The organism is Amycolatopsis sp. MEPSY49 (assembly GCF_051337345.1).
Taxonomy (GTDB): domain Bacteria; phylum Actinomycetota; class Actinomycetes; order Mycobacteriales; family Pseudonocardiaceae; genus Amycolatopsis.
Map to the genome: position 1 here is coordinate 745,019 of NZ_JBDLYJ010000004.1, position 21,368 is coordinate 766,386.

Consider the following 21,368-nt stretch of genomic DNA (forward strand, 5'->3'; position numbering starts at 1 on the left):
TCACCCCGCGGGCGGGATGTTCGCGTTGTGGTGGAACACGTTCCGCGGGTCGTACTGCGCCTTGATCCGGGCGAGCCGCTCGTACTTCGCGGGCCCGTAGGCCGTCCGGACGCGATCCGCTTCGTACTCCGCCATGAAGTTGACGTAGCCGCCCGAGTTGTCCGCGAGCGGCGCCAGCGCCGCCCAGAACTCCCGCACCCAGGCCCGGTCGGCCGCGAACGACTCCGGCTCGGGGGCGACCGCGGAGATGCCGATGACGAGGCCGGGGCGCCGCGAGCCGCCGAACGCCGTCGCCTCGTCGTCCACCGCGTGGTACGCGCCGCGCATCGGGAAGATCGGCATGATCGACATCGGCGAGGTCTTCCGCGGCAGGAAGTCCGCGATGACGTCGATGACCTCGTCGGTGAACCCGTCGGCGTAGACGGCCTTCTCGTAGCCGAGGATGCCCCACGGCGCGGAGTCGTCGATCATCCGCTGCAGCTCGACGTACGGGATCGGCGAGACGAACTCGAACAGCGGCGCCGGCCCCGACCGCGCCGGCCGGATCGCCTCGGCGTGCTGCTCCTCCCCCGCGAAGCCGGCGATGATCAGGGCGTAGCCGGGGCGGAAGTGGTGCTCCTCGGGCACGAACGGCGCCGGTGGCGCGTTGAGCCCGGCGACCAGCGTGCCCAGCTCCGCCGGCAGGGTCTCGAGCACCTCGCGGATGTGGCGCAGCGCTTCCACCCCGTCTTCGGCCGGCCAGAAGAACATTCCCAGGTGGACGAGTGGGCCGACGGGGTGCAGCCGGAACTCGAACTCGGTGACGACGCCGAAGTTGCCGCCGCCCCCGCGCAACGCCCAGAAGAGGTCGGGGTGCTCGTCGGCGGACGCGCGCAGGACCTCGCCGTCGGCGGTGACGACCTCGGCCGAGAGCAGGTTGTCGCAGGACAGCCCGTGCTTGGCGGTGAGCCAGCCGAAGCCGCCGCCGAGGGTGAGCCCGCCGACGCCGGTGTGGCTGATCGTGCCGCCGGGCACCGCGAGCGCGTGCTCCTGCGCGGCGGCGTCGACCTGCGCCCACGTCGCCCCGCCGCCGACGCGCGCGGTCCGGCGCTCCGGCTCGACGCTGACCGCCTGGAGGGAGCTGAGGTCGATGCAGACGCCGCCGTCCACGACCGCGGCGCCGCCGAAGTTGTGGCCGCCGCCGCGCACCGAGACGTCGAGCGCAGCTTCCCGCGCGTACGCGAGCGCTGCCGCGACGTCCGCGGGCCCGGCGGGCCGCACGACGACAGCGGGACGGCGGTCGATCTCGCCGTTCCAGACCGATCGGGCGACGTCGTAGCCGGCGTCGCCGAGGGTGAGGAGCGATCCGGTCAGCTGGGCGCGCAAGCTCGCCAAGGTGGGTTCGGCGGTCGAGGTCATGGCGGTTCCTCTCGCAGCGGACAGAACCCCCATAAGTCGCCTGACCTGCGAAGATCGTTACATTGCGTGGTCTTCGGCGGCCGGGAGGAGACGCTGCGTGAACCCCGCCGCGGCCAGCCGGCCGAACGCCCGCTCGACGCCGGCCGGGACGGGCTGCGGGATCGCGAAGCCGCGCGCCGCGTACTCGGTGATCCGCTGGGTCTCGCCGACGAGCATGCTGACCACGCGCTCGACGTCCTCTTCGCCGGTGACGTGGTCCTCGAACGTGGCCGCTTTCGACGCGCATACGACGTCGACGCCGGGCCAGAGCCGCTTCGCCGTCGCGTAGGCCCGGCGCTGCTGGTACGGCCGCGTCACCAGCGTCACGGTCCGGATCCCCCGCTCGGCCAGCAGCCGCCGGGTGAACGCGATGTTGTCGCCGGTGTTGCGGGCCGCCGGCTCGACCAGGATCACGTCGTCGGGCACGCCCAGCTCCAGCGCGATTTCGCGGTAGTGGACCGCTTCGCCGCGCGGGAAGCGCTCCACCGTCGTCGGCGCGTTGGCGCCGGTGAAGACGACGAGCGGGAAGCGCCCGGCGTGGAACAGCTCGGCGGTGTGGACGGCGACGCCGGGATCGCGGCTGCCCAGCCCGATCCCGACGTCGGAACGCCGTGGTTCGTGCCGCAGGTCGTGGTACTCCCACAACGTGCGGACATCGGCGTCCAGGTGCTCCGGCAGCATCAGCCGAACGCGGCTCGCAGGGCCGGCTTGCCGCCCGTCACCGGCAGCGTCACCGACGTCTTCGTCAGGTCCAGCGCCAGCCCCGCGCCCGGCTTGGGGCGCAACGTGTAGTCGTGGTCGCTGGAGGCCAGCAGGAACTCCAGCCGGTGCCCGGCCGCGAGGACGTAGTCCTTCGGCATCAGCTCGACGCCGATCCGGTAGGTCTGCCCGGGCGTGATCGGCTCGGTGCGGGCGGGTGACGTCCGGTTCTGCGGGTCGGTCCAGCCGCGGCTGATGATGTGGGACGTGCCGTCGGGGGCGCGGTCGAGGAGGATCGCCGAGACGTTCGCCGCGGGCCGGTCGAACGCCAGCGCCAAGTCGGCGCGCGCGGTTCCGGAGAGGCGTACGGACTGCTTCGCCGCCGAAGTCGCGTACAGCAGCCGGTTGCCGGACGAAGCCAGGCCGGCCAGCTGCTCGATGGTCTTCGACGAGTCGTCCGCGAGGGTTTCGACGGCCGCGGTGCCCGGCACCGGGTGGCGGGTGTCGATGGCGCCCTTCGACTTGCCGCCCGGCCACGGGTAGACGCGGACGTCGGCGGTGCCCGGCGCCGGCCAGTCGGCCTCGTCGGTCCACGACAGGTCCTCGCGCTGGATCGTCGCCTTCGGCTCGTTCTGGATGCCGTTGTCGATGCCGTAGAGGTAGTGCGACATCCACTTGTTCAGCGTCGCGAGCCAGACGTCGCGCCGCAGCGAGTACGGGTCGGCGTGGCCGGCCTGGTGCAGCCAGATCTTGTGCTCGACACCGCGTGCCTTGAGCGCTTCGTACCACTCGGCGACCTGGTCGGTCTTGACGTTCCAGTCGTTGAGGCCGTGCACCGCGAGGACCGACGCGTGCACCTTGGCGACGTCGTTGCGGTAGTTGCGGACGTCCCAGAACGGCGTGTAGTCGCCGGTCACGCGGTCCTGGTCGCGAGTCAGGCCGTCGATCACCGGGCGGCAGACCTGGCGGTCGGCCCGGGTGTAGACGTACTCGGCGAGCACGTCGGCGTCCTCGCCCTGGAACCCGCCGGCCGCGACGACGGCGCCGTCGTTGCGGTAGTACTGGTACCAGCTGGAGATGGCGGCGATCGGCACGATCGTCTCCAGGCCCTCGACGCCGGTGCTCGCGACGGCGTTCGGCAGCGTCCCGTTGTAGGAGACGCCCATCATGCCGGTCTTGCCGGTGCTCCAATCGGCCTTCGCGGCGGCGCCGTTCGCGTCTTTCGCGGCCGCGCGGCCGTTGAGCCAGTCGACGACCGAGCGCGCGCCGATCGTCTCGTTGACGTCCCCGGTGGTCGGGCAGCCGGTCGAGAGGCCGCTGCCGAGCGACTCGCCGTACACGACGGCGAACCCGCGGGCGGTGAAGTAGTCCTGGTAACGCCAGGTGATGGGGGTGGCCGGGCCGACGCCGTGCGCGGCGACGCGCGGGCCTTCCGGGCCGCGGGCGTACCCGGGCGCGTACAGCTCGACGTCGACGTCGTGGTTCGCGATGTCGTTGCCGCCGGCGTAGTACGGGCTGGCCTGGTAGACGACGGGGACCTTCAGCCCCTGCTGCGTCGCGCGCGGGCGGACGATCTGGGCGTGCACGAGGTCGTCGGCGCCGTCGTGGTCGCTGTCGACCGGCGCGGTGACCCAGACGTCTTCGCGGACGACGTCGGCCGGGTCGAACACCGGTTGCGCCTGGCCGCCGGTGAAGACCGGGGCGGGCGGCGCGGCTTCGGCGGGCACCGCGGTCAGCGGCAGGGTCGCCAGTGCGAGGAGCAGGACTGCGGTTCGTGCGGCTTTCACTCAAACCCCCAAGCCGGGCGAAGCGGACGGGTTTCGAGACTTCCGTCCCGGCCGCGGGGGTGTCAAGAGACTAACGTCGGGGGCATGCCGACCGTGGAAGCGCCGATCGCCGCCGTGACCGTCTACCCGCAGCAGGCCCGGATCACCCGCCGAGGCCGCGTTTCGCTTGACGGCGGACCGCGAGTCACGTTCGCCGGGCTCCCCCTGTCGCTCGACCCGGGCTCGGTGCGCGTCACCGGCACGGGTCCCGCGCTGATCACGGGAGTCGACGTCCGCACCGAGCGGCACGCGTCCCCGGCCGACGCGGCGTTGCGGGCATTGGTGGAGCAGCGGCGCGCGGACCAGGCGACGCTCGACGGCGTCGTGGACGACGAAGCGGCCGAAGCGATGAAGGTGGATCTGCTGACTTCGCTCGCGAAGCGGAGTGGTGGCAGCTTCGCGAAGGCGCTGGCGGCGGGGACTGCCGAGCCGTCGCGCGTCACCGAGGTGACCGATGCTTTGAGTTCGCAGCTGGCTTCGGCGTTGAAGGCACGGCGGGTTCTTTCGGACCGGATCACGCGGCTGCGCGAGGACCTCGCCGCTTTGGATCGGCGCATCGAATCCCACAGTGCGCGGTCCGAAGAGGACAGTACGTCGGTGGTGGTGGAGCTGGAGATTTCGGATGCTTCCGGTTCTGCGGAGCTGGAACTGTCCTATGTGGTCCCCGGGGCCAGCTGGGAGCCGGGGTACGACGTCCGGGTGCGCGGGACCGAGGTGACGGTTCTTTCTTATGGTTTGGTCAGCCAGTACACGGGTGAGGACTGGCCGGAGTGCGAACTCGCTTTGTCGACCGCGCGGCCGGCGGTTTCGGTCGTGGTACCGGAGTTGTCGCCGTGGTATTTGGACCGGGTGCATCCGATCCCGGCGGCTCCGGCGGCGGCTTATGGCGGTTCGGGGGGCGGGATTCCGGAGGGGGCGCGTCTTCGTGGTTTCGCCGCTGCTGCCGCACCCATGGCGCCCAAGTTGGCTTCGGTCGAGCAGGGGACGACGGCGGTGACGTATCGACCTTCGCGTCCGGTAGCGGTGCCCTCGGGAGCGCAGGGGCACCGGACGACGTTGGCTCAATTGGATCTCACGGCCTCGCTCGGGTATGTCACCGCGCCGGTGTTGGCCGAGGAGGCGTACTTGCGGGCCACGGTTGTCAATACGTCTTCGTTCGCTTTGCGGCCGGGGCGGGCATCGGTGTTCCACGACGCCGAGTTCGTCGGGACTACTTCTTTGGAGGCTTGGGCGCCTGGGGAGGAGCTGGAGCTGGCGTTGGGGGTGGACGACCGGATCCGGGTCGAGCGGGAGCTGGTCCGGCGGACGGCTTCGAAGGCGACGTTGTCGGGACAGCGGCGGCGGGAGGCGGAGTACCGGATTTCGGTGGGGAATCACGGGCCGCGTTCTGCCGTCGTCACGGTGCTCGATCAAACGCCGGTTTCGCGGGATGACGGGATCACGGTTCGCGATGTGAAGACGTCGCCGGAGCCGGTGGAGACCTCGGAGCTGGGTGAGTTCACCTGGAAGTTGACGTTGGAGCCGGGGCAGACCGGTGAGGTGAAGCTGTCCTACCGGGTGGATGTGGCGAAGGGCGTGGAGCTGTCGGGCTGGCGGGAGTGACCCACGTACGAGATCAGTTCTTGTAGTTCTCCCAGTATCGGATCACGGCCTGGACAGCTGTAGCGGCGCCGGCCACGGCCAAGCCTGTCGGTGTGGAGAAACTGCTCAGTTTGGCGACCACGAAACCGGCCACCGGCAAAGCGATGATCGACAGCAATTCCGGCATCGAAAGGGAGTGCAGCCGCCACGCCCACGTCTTGAGCGGAGCGGAGCGCGCTGAGCAAGCGGCCGGAATCGCGCGGACGGCGCGCTCCAGCCGGACGTACGGGTCGGCTTCCATTACCGCGAGGGAAAGAACCGCCAGGAACTTACGGAGCTCTCTCCGTTCGGCTCCCGATTCCGGCCTCGGGACACTGGTCATGGCGTCGAGGAAAACGTTCTTCACCTTGTCGGTCGTGACCAGGTCGCCTGCTTGATGACCACGACCGCTCAGCCGCAACAGTTCGCCGGGAACAGTCGCCGCGGCCCGCCGCAGGAGGGCTCTGAGCTCCCGGATCCGGATCTGTTCGAGACGGGCCGGGTTGCCGTACCGACAACGAAAGGACGTACCGGATCCGACGAGGTCCACGCTGCCCAGCTCGTCCAACAGCTTCGCGATCTGGCGCTGGATCCGGTTGCCCGCGAACCGCGCACCCCAGGCACCCACGAACAAGTAGATCTGGGGAATCAGACTGGGGCCCATCGCGAGTGGCACAACCCCGAGCCACTCGTCGCGTGGCGCCGGCTGGACCAAATCGTACCCGAGATGACCCAGCACCAGGCTCGCTCCGACCAGGTAAAAGGGCCCGTACGCGAAGCGGTGGGCGCTCCAGCGCGCCCGCCGCGCTTCCGTAGCGGAACACAACCCTTCCTGGACGAACACCGCGAAGTCTCCTAGGTTTCTTTCGCGAAAAAGGCTGTTTCTCAAGCGTTCCAGCACCGCCGTCACACCGATTCCCTCTCGCCGAAGCCCTGCCGTCGGACCCTAGTGGGTGCCTACGACAGTTCGGGAGAACCGGAACAACGCCGAGGGCCGGCTACCCGTTGTCGGGTGAGCCGGCCCTCGCGCGCCAACGCTCCTCAGCCCTGGGAGATGTATGCCTCCAGCTGTTCCTGGCTCTTCTCCAGCTGCTCCATCCGGTTCTTCACGACATCCCCGATGGAAACGATCCCGGCCAACCGCCCCTCGGCCAACACCGGCACGTGCCGGATCCGCCTCTCCGTCATCAACACCGACAGCTGGTCCACCGAGTCATCCGGCGTGCAGCTCGCCACCAGCTTCGTCATGATCGATGACACCGGGCCCTCCAGCAGACCCGGGCCGTGCTCGTTCAGGCGCCGGACCACGTCTCGTTCCGACACGATCCCCGCTATCGATCCGTCCGGGGCGACTACCACCATCGCGCCCACGTTGTGTTCGGCCAGGCCGGCCAGCAACGCGGTCACCGTGGTCTCCGGGGTGACCGTTGCGACCGCCGACCCCTTCTTGCGCAGCAGATCCGCAATCCGCATGGCGATCCTTCCCGTCGGTGAGCTGGATCACCACAGGGTAAGGGTGCCGGGACCCGGGCGAAAGTCCGGCAAACGGGGCGTTCTCGTGGTATTCAAACCGATTCAGCCGAGACGCTCGGCCAGGCCGTCCAGTGCCGAGCGGATCCCCGCCGCGTAGTCGTCGTCGCAGAGGGCGTCGAGGCGGGCTCGGGCCAGTTCCAGCTGCTCACGGGCCGCCCGCAGGTCACCCAGTTTGCGGTAGTCCTCGCCCAGGTTGAGGTGCAACGACGGGTAGAACCCGCGCACGGCCAGCGACGAGTGGTACTCCTGGGCGCGCGAGTCGGTCAGTGAGTCCGCCGCCGCCAGTGCGCGCAGGTCCCACTCCAGCTCCTCCGCCGGGTCGTCGCAGACGTCGGCCATGTGGTGCGCCAGCGCGACGCGGTGCAGCGGGTCGCCGTCCGGGCCGATCGACGCCCACAACGCCGTGAACGTCGCGTACGCCCCCGCGCGGTCGCCGCCGATGTGCTGCCGCAGGCCGGCGTCGATCGCCACCATCACGTCGTCGGTCACGCCGCTCCCCCGTCCGCCAGCTCGCGCAGCCGGGCCAGTCCCGGCCCGATCCGCTCGGTCGCGACCGCACCGTAGCCGAACACCAGCCCGTGGCGGCGCTCGCCCACGGCGAAGTCGCCCAGCGAGTACAGCCGAACGCCGGCGCGGCGGGCGCGGCGCACCAACGACGACAGATCCACCGACGAAACCGCGCTCACGTGCAGGCCGGCCGAGGACGGCAGCAACCTCAAGAAGGACAACTCGCCGACGAGCGACGACAGCAGCTCGTGCCGCTCGCGGTAGACCTTCCGCATCCGCCGGACGTGCCGCGCGAAACCGCCCTCGGCCATGAACGCCGCCAGCGCCGCCTGCTCGACGTTCGGCGCGTGCCAGTCCGTGAGGTACCGGGCCTTCACCAGCGCCGGCACGAGCGACGGCGGCGCGACCAGGAACCCCAGCCGCAGCGCCGGCGAAAGCACCTTCGAGAACGACCCGACGTACACGACCCGGCCGCGGGAATCCAAGCTGTACAACGGTTCCAGCGGCCGTCCGGTGTAGCGGAACTCCGTGTCGTAGTCGTCCTCGACGAGCACGGCGTCGTGCCGCTCGGCCCAGTCCAGCAGCTCGAGACGACGCTCCAGCGACATCGACAACCCCAGCGGGTACTGGTGCGACGGCGTCACGTACACCAGCCGCGCCTCCGCCGGGATCGCGCTGACCACGATCCCCTGGGCGTCGACCGGCACCGGCGCCACCCGCACCCCGCGCGCGGCGAGCACCAGCCGCGGCGGCGGGTAGCCGGGGTCCTCGACGGCGGCCACGTCACCCGGACGCAGCAGCACGCGCCCGACCAGGTCCGTCGTCTGCTGGGCGCCGGCGGTGACGACGACCTGCGCCGCGCTCGCCCGGACGTCCCGCGACACCCCGACGTGCCGCGCGATCTGGTCGCGCAAGACAGCAAGTCCCTGCGGGTCGCCGTAGGTCATCAGGTCGGCCTGGCCCGCACGCAGCCGCTGCGTGACGAGCCGGCGCCACGTGTCGAACGGGAACCGCGTGAGGTCCGGGACGCCGGGCCGGAAGTCGAACTCCGGCGCCGGCGCGAACGGCGCGGGCGGCGCCGGCACCGCGTCCCACTCCGGCAGCGGGCGGACACCCGACACCGACGACGACGCGGGCCGCGTCTGGAACGAAGCCGTGACGAACGTGCCCGCGCCGACGCGCCCGGCGAGGAACCCCTCGGCGGTGAGCCGGTCGTAGGCTGCGCTGACCGTCGTCCGGGAGACCGCCAGCCGCTGCGCCAGCTCCCGCGTCGGCGGCAGTGCCTCGCCGGGCCGGATCCGGCCGTCCAGGATCGCCGCGCGCAGCTGCCGGTAGATCGCGTCGCGGTGCCCGCGTGTGCCGGTCAGGTCGATGTGGACGTCCACCACCCCAGATTGGCACACCGGAAGAGGCGTGGGTTTGGCACTTCTCGTGGTCCGCTCCCCCGCCTAGCGTGCGGAGCATGGATCTCCGCGAACTCGACCGCCGCACCCTGCTCGTCCTCGACAAGATCGTCGCCGCCGCCAAGCCGGAAGACCTCTCACGCCCGACCCCGTGCGTCGGCTGGACCCTGGGCGACCTCCTCCGCCACCAGGTCAGCGAGAACCACGCCTTCGCGACCGCGGCTCGCGAAGGCGAAGCCCCGGACTGGGACGCCGGGGACCTCGGCGACGACGCTGTCGCGGCCTACCGCGCCTCCGTCGACGACTTCCTCAAAGCCTTCGCCGACGACGCCGTGCTGGAGCGGCAGCTCACGATCAACCACTTCGGCACGTTCCCCGGCACGATCGCCGCGCACATGCACCTCGTCGACACCGTCGCGCACGGCTGGGACCTGGCCCGCACGCTCGGCCTGCCCTACGAGCCCGACGCCGAAGCCGTGCACGCCGCCCTGCAGCTGGCCGAGCGAATCCCGGACGAGGGTCGCGAGAAGAACGGCTCCTTCGCCCACAGCGTCGAGACAGGACCGGACACGAGCGAGCTCGACCGGTTCCTCGCCCTGCTCGGCCGCGACCCGGGCTGGACCGTCAGCTGATGTCGGCGGGCGCGGCGCTCCACGTGTCGCACGCCTTGGTGTTCTTGCCGTCGTAGCCCGCCTTCGCCCACGACAGCTGGTGCTCGCGGGAGCCGTGCGTGTCGCTGTCGTTCGCGCGGCCGTAGTCGGCCACGGCGGCGTTCGCCAGCGACCGGCTGATCGACCCCGAGCCGGCGACCGCGGCCAGGAACAGGGCGCCGAAGCAGTTCGCCTGCAGCTCGATCCGGCGGACGACCTCCTTGTCGGCCGCGCTGTCCTCGTCGGGCGAGGTCATCTTGTCCGCCGCCGCGGACAGGATGCCGCTCTCGCGCTGCACGTGGTGGCCGTACTCGTGGGCGATCGTCGCGATGTGGCGGGCCTTGTTGAGCCCGGCGTCCGAGAGCATCCAGTCGGTCGGGGCGTAGATCGTGGTGTCGCCGCCGCAGTAGTAGGCGACGGCCTCGTTCTCCGTCGGCGCCGCGCCGCACGCGCTGTGCTCGGGCAGCGTCACCGAGACCGTGGCGGTCAGCGTCGGCTCGTTCGCCCTCTGCAGCGCGGGGCGCCACGACTGCTCCAGGCAGTCGACGAGCGCGCTGTAGTACGCCTTGAGCTGCGCGGGCGCCCGGCCGAGGTCGGGCAGCGCGCACGTCGCGGGCCCGGGCGTGATGCCGGCCGACAGCAGCGGGTTGCGCGCCAGCTCCGGCACCGGCTTCGCGGGCTTGCCGTCCGAACCGCCGCTGTACGCGCGGCCGGTGTCGACGCCTTGGGCGACGTACGCGTGCCCGTCGACGCGGTGCGGGATGGTGGCCGCGATCAGCGAGATCGCCAGCACGACGATGAGCACCCCGGCGACCGCGCCCCAGAGCCGGCTGCGCGGCGGGGCGATCGGGACGGGCGGCGCGGCGGCCCAGTTCGGCGCCCAGGGGTTCGGCTCCGGGGCCCACGCGGGTTCCGGCGACCGGTCCGCGGCCGGCGGCGCGGGAAAACCGGACATTCCGTCGTCGTTCACGTGCTCCCCCTGCTCAATGGCATCAGCATACGGATCGCCGGAGAGGGAAGGATCACGAAACGGGAACACGTCCCGGTGGCCACCGGGACGGCCCTCGGACGAGACTGTGGGCATGAGTGTCGAGGACCCTTACCTGTGGCTGGAAGACGTGACCGGCGACGACGCGCTCGGCTGGGTGCGCGCCCGCAACGACGAGACGCTGGCCGAGCTGACCCGCGGCGCGCGTTTCGCCGAGCTTCGTGACGAGCTGCGCGAGGTGCTGGACGCCGACGACCGGATCCCGTACGTCCGCCGCCGCGGCGAGTTCCTCTACAACTTCTGGCAGGACGCGAGCCACCCGCGCGGCCTGTGGCGGCGGACGACGCTGGAGTCCTACCGGCGGCCCGAGCCCGAGTGGGAGCTGTTGATCGACGTCGACGCGCTGGCCGAGGCCGAGGGCGAGAACTGGGTCTGGCAGGGCGCGACCGTGCTGCGGCCGGACTACCGGCGTGGCCTGGTCGAGCTCTCGCGCGGCGGCGCGGACGCGACGGTCGTGCGCGAGTTCGACCTCGACGCGCACGAGTTCGTCGAGGGCGGCTTCACCGTGCCCGAGGCGAAGACGCGGATCGGCTGGATCGACGAGGACCGCGTCTACATCGGCACCGACTTCGGCGAGGGCACGCTGACCAGCTCGGGCTACCCGCGGCTGGCCAAGGAGTGGCGCCGGGGCACGCCGCTCGAAGAAGCCGTCACGGTCTACGAAGGCAAGCCCGACGACGTCTCGATCGGCGCGTCCCACGACCCGACCGAAGGCTTCGAACGCGACTTCGTCAGCCGCGCGATCGACTTCTACCGCTCCGAGCTCTACCTGCGGACGCCCGACGCGCTGGTCAAGATCGACGTCCCCGACGACGCGAGCGCGTCCGTCCACCGCGAATGGCTGCTGGTGCGGCCGCGGACGGCGTGGGCGGTCGGCGGCACCGAGCACCCCGCCGGGTCGCTGATCGGCATCCGGTTCGACGACTTCCTGGCCGGCGACCGCGCCTTCGCGACGCTCTTCACGCCCGACGACCACACCTCGCTCGACTACTGGGCCTGGACGCGCCACCACCTGCTGCTCGGCACGCTGCGCGATGTCCGGACCGAGCTGCGCACGCTGACGCCGGGCCCGGACGGCTGGACCGAGGAGCCGCTGTCGGGCGGGCCCGAGTTCGGCAGTGCGGACATCTTCGACACCGATCCCGACGTCAGCGACGAGTACCTGCTCAACTCCAGCGGCTTCCTCCAGCCGTCGACGCTGAGCTACGGCCATGTCGGCGAAGAGGTCGAGGTGCTGAAGCAGGCTCCGGCGTTCTTCGACGCTTCGGGCATGAGCGTCGCGCAGTACTTCGCGACGTCGGAGGACGGCACGAAGATCCCGTACTTCGTCGTCCGGCCGTCCGGCGCCGAAGGCGGCCCGACGCTGCTGACCGGTTACGGCGGCTTCGAGGTGTCGCTGACGCCGTCGTACAGCGGGATGATCGGCCGCGGCTGGCTCGCGCGCGGCGGCACGTACGTCGTCGCGAACATCCGCGGCGGCGGCGAGTACGGCCCGAGCTGGCACACGCAGGCGATCAAGGCCGAGCGTCACCGCGTGTACGAAGACTTCGCCTCCGTCGCCGCGGACTTGGTCGAACGCGGGATCACGACGCCGTCGCGGCTGGGGATCCAGGGCGGCAGCAACGGCGGCCTGCTGATGGGCGTGATGCTGACGCGCTACCCGGACCGGTTCGGCGCGATCGTCAGCCAGGTGCCGCTGCTGGACATGCGCCGCTACCACCTGCTGCTGGCCGGCGCGTCGTGGATGGCCGAGTACGGCGACCCCGACGAAGCCGCGGAATGGGAGTACATCGCGAAGTACTCGCCGTACCAGAACGTCCACAGTGGACGAACCTACCCGCCGTCGCTGTTCGTGACGTCGACGCGCGACGACCGCGTGCACCCCGCCCACGCCCGCAAGATGGTGGCGCGCATGCGTGAGCAGGGGCACGACGTCCGCTACCACGAGAACATCGAAGGCGGCCACGGCGCCGCGGCCGACAACGAGCAGCTGGCGTTCAAGTGGGCGCTGGTCTTCGAGTTCCTGTGGGAGCAGCTCACGAAGTACTGAGCCGTTGGTTACCAATCCGACCACAGTCACGGCCGGATGGCTTTCGTGGCAACGGTTGCCTGCCGCTCAGGGGCCGGCCTACTTCAGGTCGGATTGGTAACGCGGGCGAGCACGACGCCGCCGACGATCAGGGCCAGCGCGGCCACCCGGCCGACGCTGAGCGGGTCCTTGGTCACGACGACGCCGAGCACGATCGCGCCGACGGCGCCGATCCCGGTGAACACCGCGTAGGCGGTGCCCACCGGGACGGTGTCCATCGCGCGCGAGAGCAGGTAGACGGCGGCGGCGCCGAGCACGAAGCACAGGAGCGTCGGCCACGGCCGCGTGAAGTTCTCGGTCGGCTTGATGCTCTGCGACCAGGCGATCTCGACGAGCCCGGCGAAGACGAGCGTCACCCAGCCCATCAGAGCGCCTTCAGTGCGGCTTCGCGCGACGCGACCCGCTCGCCTTCGCGGGCGGCCAGGTGCGGGTCGACCAGGGCGTTGGTCAGCTCGGCGTGCACGAACCGGACGTCGTCGACGTCGTAGTGCCCGGCGATGAAGTCCCGCAGGTAGCGCTCGTGGTGGTCGAACGGCGCGCGGGGCGTTCCCGGCGCGTACGTCCCGCCGCGGGCGCCGGCGATGACGAACGCCTTGCCCCGCAGGGACATGCGCGGGAACGTCACCTGGTCGATCCACGTCTTGAGCGCCGCCGGGATCGAGAAGTTGTACATCGGCGCGCCGATCAGGACGACGTCGGCTTCGAGCAGTTCCGCGAGCAGCGGTTCGACGATCGCCCAGGCCTGCTTCTGCGAGGGCGTTTCGACGACGTCGGCGTAGTGCGCCGGGTCGGTGATCCCGGCCGTGAGCAGGGCGTCGCAGATCTCGGTCCACGCCTCGCCGATCACCGGGACGGGGTCGGCGGCGAGGTCGCGGTAGGTCCGGGTGCCCGTCCAGCCGGCGGCGTAGCGCGCGGACAGCTCGCGCGAGAACGACGTGCGGCGGGCGCTGGAGTCGAGGTGCAGCAGGTGGGTCACGGTTCCTCCTCAAGTGGACGCGGTGTCCGCTTGACATCAACTGGACGCCTCGTCCGCTTATTCCCTAGGCTGCCGCCATGCCCGAACGCGCCGACGCGGCCCGCAACCGCGCGAAGATCCTCGAGGCGGCGGAGGAGCTGTTCACCGCCCGCGGCGCGGCGGACGTGACGATGGAGGACATCGCCCGCGCGGCCGGCGTCGGCCGCGGCACGCTCTACCGCCGTTACCCGGACCGCGCGGCGATCGCCGTCGCGCTCCTGGACGAGCACGAGCGCCGGCTGCAGGAGTCCCTGCTGCGCGGTGACCCGCCGCTGGGCCCGGGCGCGCCGCCCGCCGAGCGGCTGGCCGCGTTCTACGCGGCGATGGTGGACCTGCTGGAGCGGCACGCGAACCTGGTGCTGGGCACGGAGGTCGGCCACTCCCGCTTCACGACGGGCGCGTACGGCTTCTGGCGAACGCACGTCAAGGTGCTGGCGGCGGGCGCACCGGACCCCGACGTCCTGGCCGACGTCCTGCTGGCCCCGCTCGCGCCGGAGCTGTACCTGCACCAGCGCGCGCGGGGCGTGACGCCGGAGCGGATCACGGCGTCGCTTTCGGAATTGGCCCGTCTCCTTTAGACGAGGCCCCGCGGCCGGGCGCGCTTCGGGACGTAGCGCGGCCTCGGCTTCGGCTCGTCGCCCCGGACCTGCGCGAGGGCGGCTTCGAAGGCGGTGAGGACGTCGGCGACGAAGACGAGCCGTCCGACGCCGAGCCGGTGCAGCGCCGGCCCGTGATCGGCGGCAACGGTGACCGCGACACCGAGCAGCAGTACCCGCCAGGCGCCGAACACCGCGGCGCGCACGGGTTTCGGGAGGCCCGCGAACCCGATCCGCAGGCGGTGGCAGTGGAAGGGCACGTGCCGCTCCTCGTCGGCGAGGATCCGGGCCGCGACCTGCGTGACGAGCGGATCGTCGCCGCCGTCGCGCAGCGCGCGGTAGTACCGCAGCGCGACGACCTCGGCGATGAGCAGCACCATCAGCTCCAGCCGCAGCCCGAGGGCTCGTCGCAGCCGGACGAACACGGTGTCGGACCAGTGCTGTTCTATCGTCGGCACGCCGGCGGCGTTCAGGAGTTCGGCGAGCATGCGCGCGTGGTTCTGCTCCTCGGCGACGAAGAGCTTGACGGCGGCGAGGTAGTCGCCGCCGCCGGCTTTCGCGATGAGGTTGGCGCCGTCCCCGGCCTCCCCGACCTGGAACCGCTGCACGCTCTTGGCGACGTCGGGGTGGAGCCGGGCCCCGCGCTCCCAGGGCGGGTCGTCCCGCCGGCGACGACGTTCGGCTTCCGCTTCGAATTCCCGCAACCAGTTCATCGGGCCCGATGATGCCGGGTCGTCGTGGACTTCCCGGGCGCGTCCGGTGGAGATCTCGTGAAGGTTGACGTGCTAGCTGTCTAGAATGCTAGCATGCTGTCATGGCGGACAAGGACGTCAAGCAGTTCAACGTGTACCTCCCCGTGGACCTGATCCGGGAGGTCAAGCACCACGCCGTCGACCACGGGCAGTCCCTCTCGGCCCTCGTGACCGACGCCCTGCGCCAGTACCTGGCCAAGACCGAAGGAGACCAGCGATGACCATCGAAGCCGTGTACCTCGAGACCCACAACTGGGGCAAGGCCGCCAAGTTCTTCCAGGCCCTCGGGTTCGAGCTCGACTTCGCCACCGACCACAACTCGGGGCTGCTGCGCAACGGCGACGGCCCCTACGTCTTCGTCGCCGAGGTGCCCGAGAGCCGGCCGACCGGGATGAAGATCGTCCTCAAGGGCGACGAAGTCACGCCCGACGTCGAGGTCGTCTCCCCCTTCGAGGACACCCACTTCGGGACGCGCGAGATGACCGTCCGCGACCCCGACGGGCGGGAGTGGATCCTGCAGGCCGGGAGCTGACGTGGAGCGCACCCTGGGGATGCTCGTCGTGATGACCGGCGTGCTGATCGCCGCGGTCGACGGGACGGTCGTCGTGCTCGCCCTGCCCGCCATCCAGGAGGACCTCGGCATCTCGCTGTCGTCGGTCACCTGGGTGGTCATCGGCTACCTGCTGGTCGTCACGGTGCTCGCGACGCAGCTGGGGCGGCTCGGCGACCTGTTCGGCCGGGTGCGGATGTACCGGGCCGGGTTCGCGGTGTTCGTCGCCGGCTCGGTGCTGTGCGCCCTCGCCTGGGACGGGGGTTCGATCATCGGGTTCCGGGTGGTGCAGGGCCTCGGCGCGGCGCTGATCGCCGCCAACAGCGGCGCGATCATCGCCGAGCTGTACCCGCCGGCCGAGCGCGGGCGCGCCTACGGGTTCAACGCCCTCGGCTACTCGGTCGGCTCGGTGGTCGGCGTGCTGCTCGGCGGCGTCATCGTGACGTCGGTGTCGTGGCGGTGGATCTTCTGGGTCAACCTGCCGATCGGCGCGGCGGCGCTCGTGCTGGCCCTGCGCGTCCTGCACGACCGCGGCGAGCGGACCCGACGGCGGCTGGACCCGGCCGGCATGGTCACCCTCGGCCTCGGCCTGTCCGGGGTGTCGTGGGCGATGACGTCGCTGGCCGCGGAACCGCTCCGGTGGACCCACCTCGCCCTCCTGGGCGGCGGCCTGCTGCTGCTCGGGGTCTTCGTGCTCGTCGAGCTGCGGCACCCGGAGCCGACCGTGGACCTGTCGCTGTTCCGGGTCCCCGCGGTGGCGCCGTCCCTGCTGGCGTCCCTGCTCCAGGGGCTCGGCAGCTTCGCGGTGCTGTTCCTGGTCATCATGTACCTGCAGGGGCCGCGCGGGCTGAGCCCGATCGACGCGTCCTTGCTGCTGCTGCCGGGCTACCTGCTCGGCGCCGCGGCCGGCCCGTACGCGGGGCGCCTCGCGGACCGCTTCGGGCCGGTGCTCCCCGCGACCGGCGGGCTCGCGCTCTCCGTCGTCGCGCTCGTGGTCTTCTCGCGGATGACGACGACCAGCAGCCTGTGGCTGCCGGCGATCGGCAACGTCGTGCTCATGATCGGCGGCAGCTTCTTCTACCCGGCCAACAGCTCGGCCGTGATGAAGGCCTGCCCGCCCGAGCGGCTGGGGATCGCCTCGGGGGTGCTGCGGACGTTCGCGAGCGTCGGCATGGTGCTCTCCTTCACGACGGCGATCCTCGTCGCGGCCCAGGCGGTTCCGCGCGGCACGGCGTTCGCCATCTTCGTCGGCACGGCCGGCCTGGACGGCCCGCTCGCGACGGCGTTCACCGACGGGCTGAGCACGGCGTTCGCCGCTTTGACGGTGGTCATGGCCGCCGCCGCGGTCCTTTCCGCGATCCGCGGCAGGCGCACCGAACCGTCGATTTCCGGGTTAAACAGTTGACTACCTGAGCGTGTGATTCAGCGCGATTCACACCGACATCATTTGGTGCCCGGCCTACGCTGTTCCGGTGCCTTTCCGCCGTTGTCCTCCGGCGGGCGGGTTCGCCGCACCGATCGGGTATCCACGCAGGTCAGAAGGCCGGTTTGCCGGGTACCGTCCGAAGTGGGCAGATGTTCTGTCCCGGCGCCCGGAAACCCCGAGAATTCCCGGGAGCCGCAGCCAGGAAGGAACCCCGATCAACCATGTCCACATTGCGTCGACTCGCCTTGGCGGGCGCATTCGCATTGCCGATTTCCCTGGTCGCCGTCGCCCCGTCGTCGGCCGGCACGTTCGACGGCCCCTATGAGCCCTGGACTCCCTGGAGCCACTTCGAAACCTCCGGCAGCTACGCCGGGATCGGCGGCGCGGCCACCACCGAGACCGAGGGCGGTTCCGACTGGTGGGGCCACCACTGGTCGGAGAGCGACAGCGCCTTCGCCGGCATCGGCGGCGCGGGCGTGACCCACAGCGAGGAGTCCGGCACCGACGACGACTGGGACGACGACGACAACGGCTGGTCCGGCGACTGGGACGACGACGATGTGGCCGTGACCCACCACGTCCACCACGCCGTGTCCCACCCGGACCCGGTGGACACCGCGGACCACGTCACCTACACCCAGCCCGCGGCCGACACCGACGACGATGACGACGCCGACGAAGCCGACGACAACGCCGGTTACGTCCACGAGGCCCACTGGGCCGGCGCGGACGGCGCGTCCTCGACGCACATCGCGAGCCACGCCGGTGACCACTACGCCACCTACGACTCGGGCCACCTGACGGCCGGTCCCGACGGCGCGTCGTCCGAGGGCGTCCACGCGCTGGCGGTGCCCGGGTACGCCGGTTACCACAACTGGTACACGGCGGCCGGCACGGGCGGCACGGCCGTGCACTCGGTGACCGCGGAAGCCGACGCCGACGCCGACGACCACGGCTGGCAGGACTACGACGAGGACTTCGACTACGACTCGTACGACGGCTGATCCGCGAACACCCGAGCCGGGCCCGCACACGCGGGCCCGGCTCGTTCGCGTTCAGGGCCGCGGCGCGCGGGCCGCGATGCCGTCGAGCACGACGGCCAGGCCGAAGGCGAACACCTCCTCGGCGGTCCGCTCCTCCCCTTCGATCACCCGGCGGGCGAACTGCGGGTACTCGCCGCTCTCGATGACTTCGCGGATGTACGGGCCGACGCTCGCCTGCCACTGTTCCTTCGTCAGTCCCGATCGGCGCTGGGCCTGCAGCTCGGCCAGTTCCTGCGTCACCGTGCCGAAGACGTACGCGAGCACCACGTCCACTGCCCCGGCCGCGAAGGTGATGTCGCCGGTCAGCGGCGCCGCCGCCGCGAGGGCGGCTTCGTGGCGGCGCAGCGAGTTCGTCCCCAACGCCGGGCGACCGGGGATCTCGCCGCTCAGCCACGGATGCCGTAGCAGCGTCGCGCGGACCTGGTGGGCGACGCTTGCCAGGTCGGCGCGCCAATCGCCGGTGAGCTCGGTGTGCTCGGCACCCTTGACCTCGTCGATCATCAGGTCCAGCAGCTCGTCGCGGCTCGCGACGTAGCGGTAGAGCGACGCCGTGCCCGAGCCGAGGTCGGCCGCGACCCGGCGCATCGAGAGCGCCGGCAGGCCCTCGGCGTCGGCGATCGCGATCGCCGTCCGCACGATCTGCTCGACGCTCGGTGCCTGGCGCCGCGGGCTGCGCCGCTCCTTGGCCCAGACCAGCGCCGGCTCGTCCGCCATCGTCGTCCTCCCGTCGTCCGTTGCGAACAGCGTACCGGAGTGGATACGGTGTAGCCATAGTGAGAACACCGTATCCACAACTGGGGGTCACCATGTCACGCGTCCTCGTCGCCGGCGGCGGCACCGTCGGCCTGTCCATCGCGCTCTTCCTCGCCTGCCACGGCGTGCCCGCGCTCGTCGTCGAACGCGCCGACGGGCCGTCCGCGCACCCGCGCGCCACCGGCCTCGGCTTCCGGACCTTGGAGTTCTTCCGTCAGGCGGGGATCGCCGACGCGGTCGAGGCGGTCGCCGTCCGGCGCTCCGCCAGCCTCGGCAAGATCTCCGCGCCGACCCTGCTCACCGCGGATCTGCCCGACACGCCACCCGCGACGCCGAACAGCCCGAACGTCGCCGCGTCCCGGCACAGCCCGAGCGTGCTGCGCGGCACCTGCCCGCAGGACCGGCTCGACTCGGTGCTCCTGACCGCGGCACGCGAACGCGGCGCGGCGGTCGAGTATTCGACGACGCTCGTCTCGTTCGAGCAGGACGGCACCGGCGTCACCGCGGTCCTCGACGGCCCGGGCGGGCGGCGGACCGAGCGTGTCGACTACCTGGTCGCCGCCGACGGCGGCCGCAGCGAGGTGCGGGCCGCGCTCGGCATCGGCACGACGGGGCCGGGCGCGCTCGGGCAGCCGCTGCTGAACATCCTGTTCCGCGCCGACCTGACGCCGTACACGAAGGGCCACCACTTCGCGAACTGCACGATCACGACGCCGGACGCGCCCGGGATGCTGGTGACCGTCGACGCCGAGAAGGACTGGATCTTCCACACCGGGCTCGGCGACGAGCCGGTGGACGCTTTCCCGCCCGCGCGCTGCATCGCGTTGATCCGGGCCGCGGTCGGCGTCCCGGACCTCGCCGTGGAGGTGCTGAGCGTGCTGCCGTGGCGGGTGCGGGGGCTGCTGGCGGACCGGTTCCGCGCCGGACGGGTGTTCCTCGCCGGCGACGCGGCGCACGCGGTGCCGCCGCTCGGGGCGTTCGGCGCGAACACCGGCATCGCCGACGCGCACAACCTGGCCTGGAAGCTGGCCGCGGTCCTCGACGGCACCGCGGGCCCGGCGCTGCTGGACACCTACGAAGCCGAACGCCGTCCGGTGGCGGCGCTCGCGTTGGACCAGGCGCTGCGGCGGCTGAAGGATCCGCGGCTGCACTGGGAGCAGGGTCCGGCGGCCGCCGCGGCCCGCGCCGCCGCGGGCGTGGTCAACGCGCCGGTCGTCCACCTCGGCTACCGCTACGACTCCGCGGCGGTGCTCGGCGCGCGGCCCGGGCTGCCGTCGACGGAGGACGTCGTGCTCGACGGGACGCCGGGGTCCCGGGTCCCCCACGCCTGGCTCGCCGACGACGTGTCCACAGTGGACCTGATCGGCCGGCGGCTCACGCTGCTCACCGGCCCCGGCCGTACCTGGCCACGGACCGGTGATTTCGACGTCCACGTCGTCGAGGACGAAGACTGGTTGCGCGCCACGAGCATCGCGGACGGCGGCGGGGTACTGGTGCGACCGGACCACTTCATCGCCTGGCGCGGGCAGCCCGAGGAATTCGACGGCGTGGTGGCGCGGGTCCTGGCGCGGCCGTTGTCCGGCGGCCGTCGCGGGAGGAAGCTGAACGCATGACGACCGCCGACGACTTCCGGGCCCTGCACGAGCGGCCCGAGCCCTTCCTGCTGCCGAACCCGTGGGACGCGGGAACGGCCCGGCTGCTGGCCGGGCTCGGTTTCGAGGCGCTGGCGACGACGAGCCTCGGCGTGGCCAACGTGCGAGGCCGGCCCCGCGCGACCCGGGCGGAGATCCTGGCCAACATCCGCGAGATCGCCGACGCGACGCCGTTGCCGGTGAACGCGGACCTCGAGAACGGCTTCGCCGACGAGCCGGCGGAAGCGGCGAAGATGATCGCCGCGGCCGCCGACGCGGGCGCGGTGGGCGCGTCGATCGAGGACCAGTCGAGCGACCCGGACAACCCGATCTACGACTTCGGCTTGGCGGTCGACCGGGTCCGCGCGGCAGCCGAGACGGCGCGAGCGCGTTCGGTGGTGCTCACGGCACGCACCGAAAACCAGCTGTGGGGCGCGAACGACTTCGCCGACACGATCAAGCGCCTGCAGGCGTTCGAGGAAGCGGGCGCGGACGTGCTGTACGCCCCGGGCCTGCGGACCCTCGAGGAGATGCGCGCGGTGGTGTCGTCGGTCGGCAAGCCGGTGAACGTGGTGATGGGGTTCGCCGATCCGTCGATCACGGTGGAGCAGCTGGCGGAAATCGGAGTCCGCCGCATCAGCATCGGCGCGGCGCTGTCCCGGCTGGCGTTGAAGTCCTTCATGGACGGTGCCCGGGAGATGCGCGCCGGGCGGTTCGGGTTCGTGGCCGATCTGCCGCCGGTTTCCGAACTGCAGCGGGCGTTCCGCTGACCCGGGTGGCGCCCACCCGG

Annotated in this window: 22 protein-coding genes; 10 read left to right on the plus strand and 12 right to left on the minus strand. The window is 71.5% G+C overall.

What is annotated here, in order from left to right; all coding sequences use genetic code 11:
* Genes ABFJ78_RS22980 through ABFJ78_RS22990 form a run of 3 tightly spaced genes read right to left on the minus strand, consistent with a single transcriptional unit; the run spans position 1 to position 3,923 of the window.
* Entirely contained in the window at positions 1–1,398 is a 1,398-nt protein-coding gene (locus tag ABFJ78_RS22980) for an FAD-binding oxidoreductase (RefSeq protein ID WP_436388376.1), read from the minus strand.
* Positions 1,399–1,455: 57 nt separating this feature from the next.
* Positions 1,456–2,118, minus strand: a complete 663-nt coding sequence (locus tag ABFJ78_RS22985) for a YdcF family protein (protein ID WP_436388377.1) — start codon at positions 2,116–2,118, stop codon at positions 1,456–1,458.
* Positions 2,118–3,923 (minus strand): Xaa-Pro dipeptidyl-peptidase, encoded by a 1,806-nt coding sequence (locus ABFJ78_RS22990; RefSeq protein ID WP_436388378.1) that lies wholly within the window; start codon positions 3,921–3,923, stop codon positions 2,118–2,120. Before ABFJ78_RS22990 ends, ABFJ78_RS22985 begins: the two co-directional genes overlap by 1 nt.
* Positions 3,924–4,007: 84 nt before the next feature.
* Between ABFJ78_RS22990 and ABFJ78_RS22995 the strand changes: the two genes are divergently transcribed.
* Entirely contained in the window at positions 4,008–5,564 is a 1,557-nt protein-coding gene (locus ABFJ78_RS22995) for a mucoidy inhibitor MuiA family protein (protein WP_436388379.1), read from the plus strand.
* A 13-nt stretch (positions 5,565–5,577) separates the two neighbouring features.
* On the opposite strand, the gene ABFJ78_RS23000 is transcribed toward ABFJ78_RS22995, so the two are convergent.
* The 4 genes from ABFJ78_RS23000 to ABFJ78_RS23015 all read right to left on the minus strand — a co-directional run bounded on the left by ABFJ78_RS23000 (position 5,578) and on the right by ABFJ78_RS23015 (position 9,007).
* Positions 5,578–6,492, minus strand: coding sequence for a hypothetical protein (locus ABFJ78_RS23000; RefSeq protein ID WP_436388380.1), 915 nt, complete (start codon positions 6,490–6,492; stop codon positions 5,578–5,580).
* 131 nt (positions 6,493–6,623) lie between these two features.
* Positions 6,624–7,055 (minus strand): CBS domain-containing protein, encoded by a 432-nt coding sequence (locus ABFJ78_RS23005; protein ID WP_436388381.1) that lies wholly within the window; start codon positions 7,053–7,055, stop codon positions 6,624–6,626.
* Between the two features lie 102 nt (positions 7,056–7,157).
* Positions 7,158–7,604: a hypothetical protein gene (locus ABFJ78_RS23010; protein ID WP_436388382.1), complete on the minus strand. Its 447-nt coding sequence runs from the start codon at positions 7,602–7,604 to the stop codon at positions 7,158–7,160.
* Entirely contained in the window at positions 7,601–9,007 is a 1,407-nt protein-coding gene (locus tag ABFJ78_RS23015; RefSeq protein ID WP_436388383.1) for a PLP-dependent aminotransferase family protein, read from the minus strand. The genes ABFJ78_RS23010 and ABFJ78_RS23015 overlap by 4 nt, the downstream gene beginning before the upstream one ends.
* A 77-nt stretch (positions 9,008–9,084) precedes the next feature.
* Between ABFJ78_RS23015 and ABFJ78_RS23020 the strand changes: the two genes are divergently transcribed.
* On the plus strand, positions 9,085–9,657 hold the full coding sequence (locus ABFJ78_RS23020; protein WP_436388384.1) for a TIGR03086 family metal-binding protein: 573 nt from the start codon (positions 9,085–9,087) through the stop codon (positions 9,655–9,657).
* Here ABFJ78_RS23020 and ABFJ78_RS23025 read toward each other — a convergent pair.
* Complete coding sequence (locus ABFJ78_RS23025; protein ID WP_436388437.1) at positions 9,650–10,630, minus strand: neutral zinc metallopeptidase; 981 nt, start codon at positions 10,628–10,630, stop codon at positions 9,650–9,652. The genes ABFJ78_RS23020 and ABFJ78_RS23025 overlap by 8 nt on opposite strands.
* A gap of 127 nt (positions 10,631–10,757) precedes the next feature.
* Here ABFJ78_RS23025 and ABFJ78_RS23030 point away from each other — a divergent pair, with 127 nt between their 5' ends.
* Positions 10,758–12,773 carry a prolyl oligopeptidase family serine peptidase gene (locus tag ABFJ78_RS23030; protein ID WP_436388385.1) on the plus strand — a complete coding sequence of 672 codons (2,016 nt, stop codon included), beginning with the start codon at positions 10,758–10,760 and terminating at the stop codon, positions 12,771–12,773.
* An 83-nt stretch (positions 12,774–12,856) separates the two neighbouring features.
* Here ABFJ78_RS23030 and ABFJ78_RS23035 read toward each other — a convergent pair whose 3' ends face one another.
* Both ABFJ78_RS23035 and ABFJ78_RS23040 read right to left on the minus strand, forming a co-directional pair.
* Positions 12,857–13,177, minus strand: coding sequence for a DMT family transporter (locus ABFJ78_RS23035; RefSeq protein ID WP_436388386.1), 321 nt, complete (start codon positions 13,175–13,177; stop codon positions 12,857–12,859).
* Positions 13,177–13,788, minus strand: coding sequence for an FMN-dependent NADH-azoreductase (locus tag ABFJ78_RS23040; protein ID WP_436388387.1), 612 nt, complete (start codon positions 13,786–13,788; stop codon positions 13,177–13,179). The genes ABFJ78_RS23035 and ABFJ78_RS23040 overlap by 1 nt, the downstream gene beginning before the upstream one ends.
* 77 nt (positions 13,789–13,865) lie before the next feature.
* On the opposite strand from ABFJ78_RS23040, the gene ABFJ78_RS23045 reads away from it, so the two are divergent.
* A complete protein-coding gene (locus tag ABFJ78_RS23045; protein WP_436388388.1) occupies positions 13,866–14,405 on the plus strand; it encodes a TetR/AcrR family transcriptional regulator in 540 nt (179 codons plus the stop codon).
* On the opposite strand, the gene ABFJ78_RS23050 is transcribed toward ABFJ78_RS23045, so the two are convergent.
* Positions 14,402–15,136 (minus strand): ferritin-like domain-containing protein, encoded by a 735-nt coding sequence (locus ABFJ78_RS23050; RefSeq protein WP_436388389.1) that lies wholly within the window; start codon positions 15,134–15,136, stop codon positions 14,402–14,404. The two genes, ABFJ78_RS23045 and ABFJ78_RS23050, sit on opposite strands and share 4 nt — an antisense overlap.
* A 101-nt stretch (positions 15,137–15,237) precedes the next feature.
* Between ABFJ78_RS23050 and ABFJ78_RS23055 the strand changes: the two genes are divergently transcribed.
* From ABFJ78_RS23055 to ABFJ78_RS23070, 4 genes are all read left to right on the plus strand, one after another.
* Complete coding sequence (locus ABFJ78_RS23055) at positions 15,238–15,396, plus strand: ribbon-helix-helix domain-containing protein (RefSeq protein ID WP_364445769.1); 159 nt, start codon at positions 15,238–15,240, stop codon at positions 15,394–15,396.
* Positions 15,393–15,707, plus strand: a complete 315-nt coding sequence (locus ABFJ78_RS23060) for a VOC family protein (protein ID WP_436388390.1) — start codon at positions 15,393–15,395, stop codon at positions 15,705–15,707. Before ABFJ78_RS23055 ends, ABFJ78_RS23060 begins: the two co-directional genes overlap by 4 nt.
* A 1-nt stretch (position 15,708) precedes the next feature.
* Positions 15,709–17,130: an MFS transporter gene (locus ABFJ78_RS23065; protein WP_436388391.1), complete on the plus strand. Its 1,422-nt coding sequence runs from the start codon at positions 15,709–15,711 to the stop codon at positions 17,128–17,130.
* A 242-nt stretch (positions 17,131–17,372) separates the two neighbouring features.
* Positions 17,373–18,155, plus strand: a complete 783-nt coding sequence (locus ABFJ78_RS23070; RefSeq protein WP_436388392.1) for a hypothetical protein — start codon at positions 17,373–17,375, stop codon at positions 18,153–18,155.
* A 51-nt stretch (positions 18,156–18,206) separates the two neighbouring features.
* Here the strand turns inward: ABFJ78_RS23070 and ABFJ78_RS23075 are convergent, their stop codons facing one another.
* The gene (locus tag ABFJ78_RS23075; protein WP_436388393.1) at positions 18,207–18,908 is read right to left on the minus strand and encodes a TetR/AcrR family transcriptional regulator; all 702 of its coding nucleotides are present in this window, start codon (positions 18,906–18,908) and stop codon (positions 18,207–18,209) included.
* Between the two features lie 92 nt (positions 18,909–19,000).
* On the opposite strand from ABFJ78_RS23075, the gene ABFJ78_RS23080 reads away from it, so the two are divergent.
* Entirely contained in the window at positions 19,001–20,560 is a 1,560-nt protein-coding gene (locus tag ABFJ78_RS23080; RefSeq protein ID WP_436388394.1) for an FAD-dependent monooxygenase, read from the plus strand.
* Positions 20,557–21,348, plus strand: a complete 792-nt coding sequence (locus ABFJ78_RS23085; protein WP_436388395.1) for an isocitrate lyase/PEP mutase family protein — start codon at positions 20,557–20,559, stop codon at positions 21,346–21,348. Before ABFJ78_RS23080 ends, ABFJ78_RS23085 begins: the two co-directional genes overlap by 4 nt.
* The last annotated feature ends 20 nt before the right edge of the window (positions 21,349–21,368 follow it).

Bases quoted from the DNA above. Each gene is read 5' to 3' on its own strand.
- ABFJ78_RS23080 (WP_436388394.1), top strand. From the start codon at position 19,001: ATGTCACGCGTCCTCGTCGCCGGCGGCGGCACCGTCGGCCTGTCCATC.
- ABFJ78_RS23085 (WP_436388395.1), top strand. From the start codon at position 20,557: ATGACGACCGCCGACGACTTCCGGGCCCTGCACGAGCGGCCCGAGCCC.
- ABFJ78_RS23050 (WP_436388389.1), bottom strand. From the start codon at position 15,136: ATGAACTGGTTGCGGGAATTCGAAGCGGAAGCCGAACGTCGTCGCCGG.
- ABFJ78_RS23075 (WP_436388393.1), bottom strand. From the start codon at position 18,908: ATGGCGGACGAGCCGGCGCTGGTCTGGGCCAAGGAGCGGCGCAGCCCG.
- ABFJ78_RS23070 (WP_436388392.1), top strand. From the start codon at position 17,373: ATGTCCACATTGCGTCGACTCGCCTTGGCGGGCGCATTCGCATTGCCG.
- ABFJ78_RS23020 (WP_436388384.1), top strand. From the start codon at position 9,085: ATGGATCTCCGCGAACTCGACCGCCGCACCCTGCTCGTCCTCGACAAG.
- ABFJ78_RS23035 (WP_436388386.1), bottom strand. From the start codon at position 13,177: ATGGGCTGGGTGACGCTCGTCTTCGCCGGGCTCGTCGAGATCGCCTGG.
- ABFJ78_RS22980 (WP_436388376.1), bottom strand. From the start codon at position 1,398: ATGACCTCGACCGCCGAACCCACCTTGGCGAGCTTGCGCGCCCAGCTG.
- ABFJ78_RS23005 (WP_436388381.1), bottom strand. From the start codon at position 7,055: ATGCGGATTGCGGATCTGCTGCGCAAGAAGGGGTCGGCGGTCGCAACG.
- ABFJ78_RS23055 (WP_364445769.1), top strand. From the start codon at position 15,238: ATGGCGGACAAGGACGTCAAGCAGTTCAACGTGTACCTCCCCGTGGAC.
- ABFJ78_RS22995 (WP_436388379.1), top strand. From the start codon at position 4,008: ATGCCGACCGTGGAAGCGCCGATCGCCGCCGTGACCGTCTACCCGCAG.
- ABFJ78_RS22985 (WP_436388377.1), bottom strand. From the start codon at position 2,118: ATGCTGCCGGAGCACCTGGACGCCGATGTCCGCACGTTGTGGGAGTAC.
- ABFJ78_RS23060 (WP_436388390.1), top strand. From the start codon at position 15,393: ATGACCATCGAAGCCGTGTACCTCGAGACCCACAACTGGGGCAAGGCC.
- ABFJ78_RS23045 (WP_436388388.1), top strand. From the start codon at position 13,866: ATGCCCGAACGCGCCGACGCGGCCCGCAACCGCGCGAAGATCCTCGAG.
- ABFJ78_RS23025 (WP_436388437.1), bottom strand. From the start codon at position 10,630: ATGTCCGGTTTTCCCGCGCCGCCGGCCGCGGACCGGTCGCCGGAACCC.
- ABFJ78_RS23030 (WP_436388385.1), top strand. From the start codon at position 10,758: ATGAGTGTCGAGGACCCTTACCTGTGGCTGGAAGACGTGACCGGCGAC.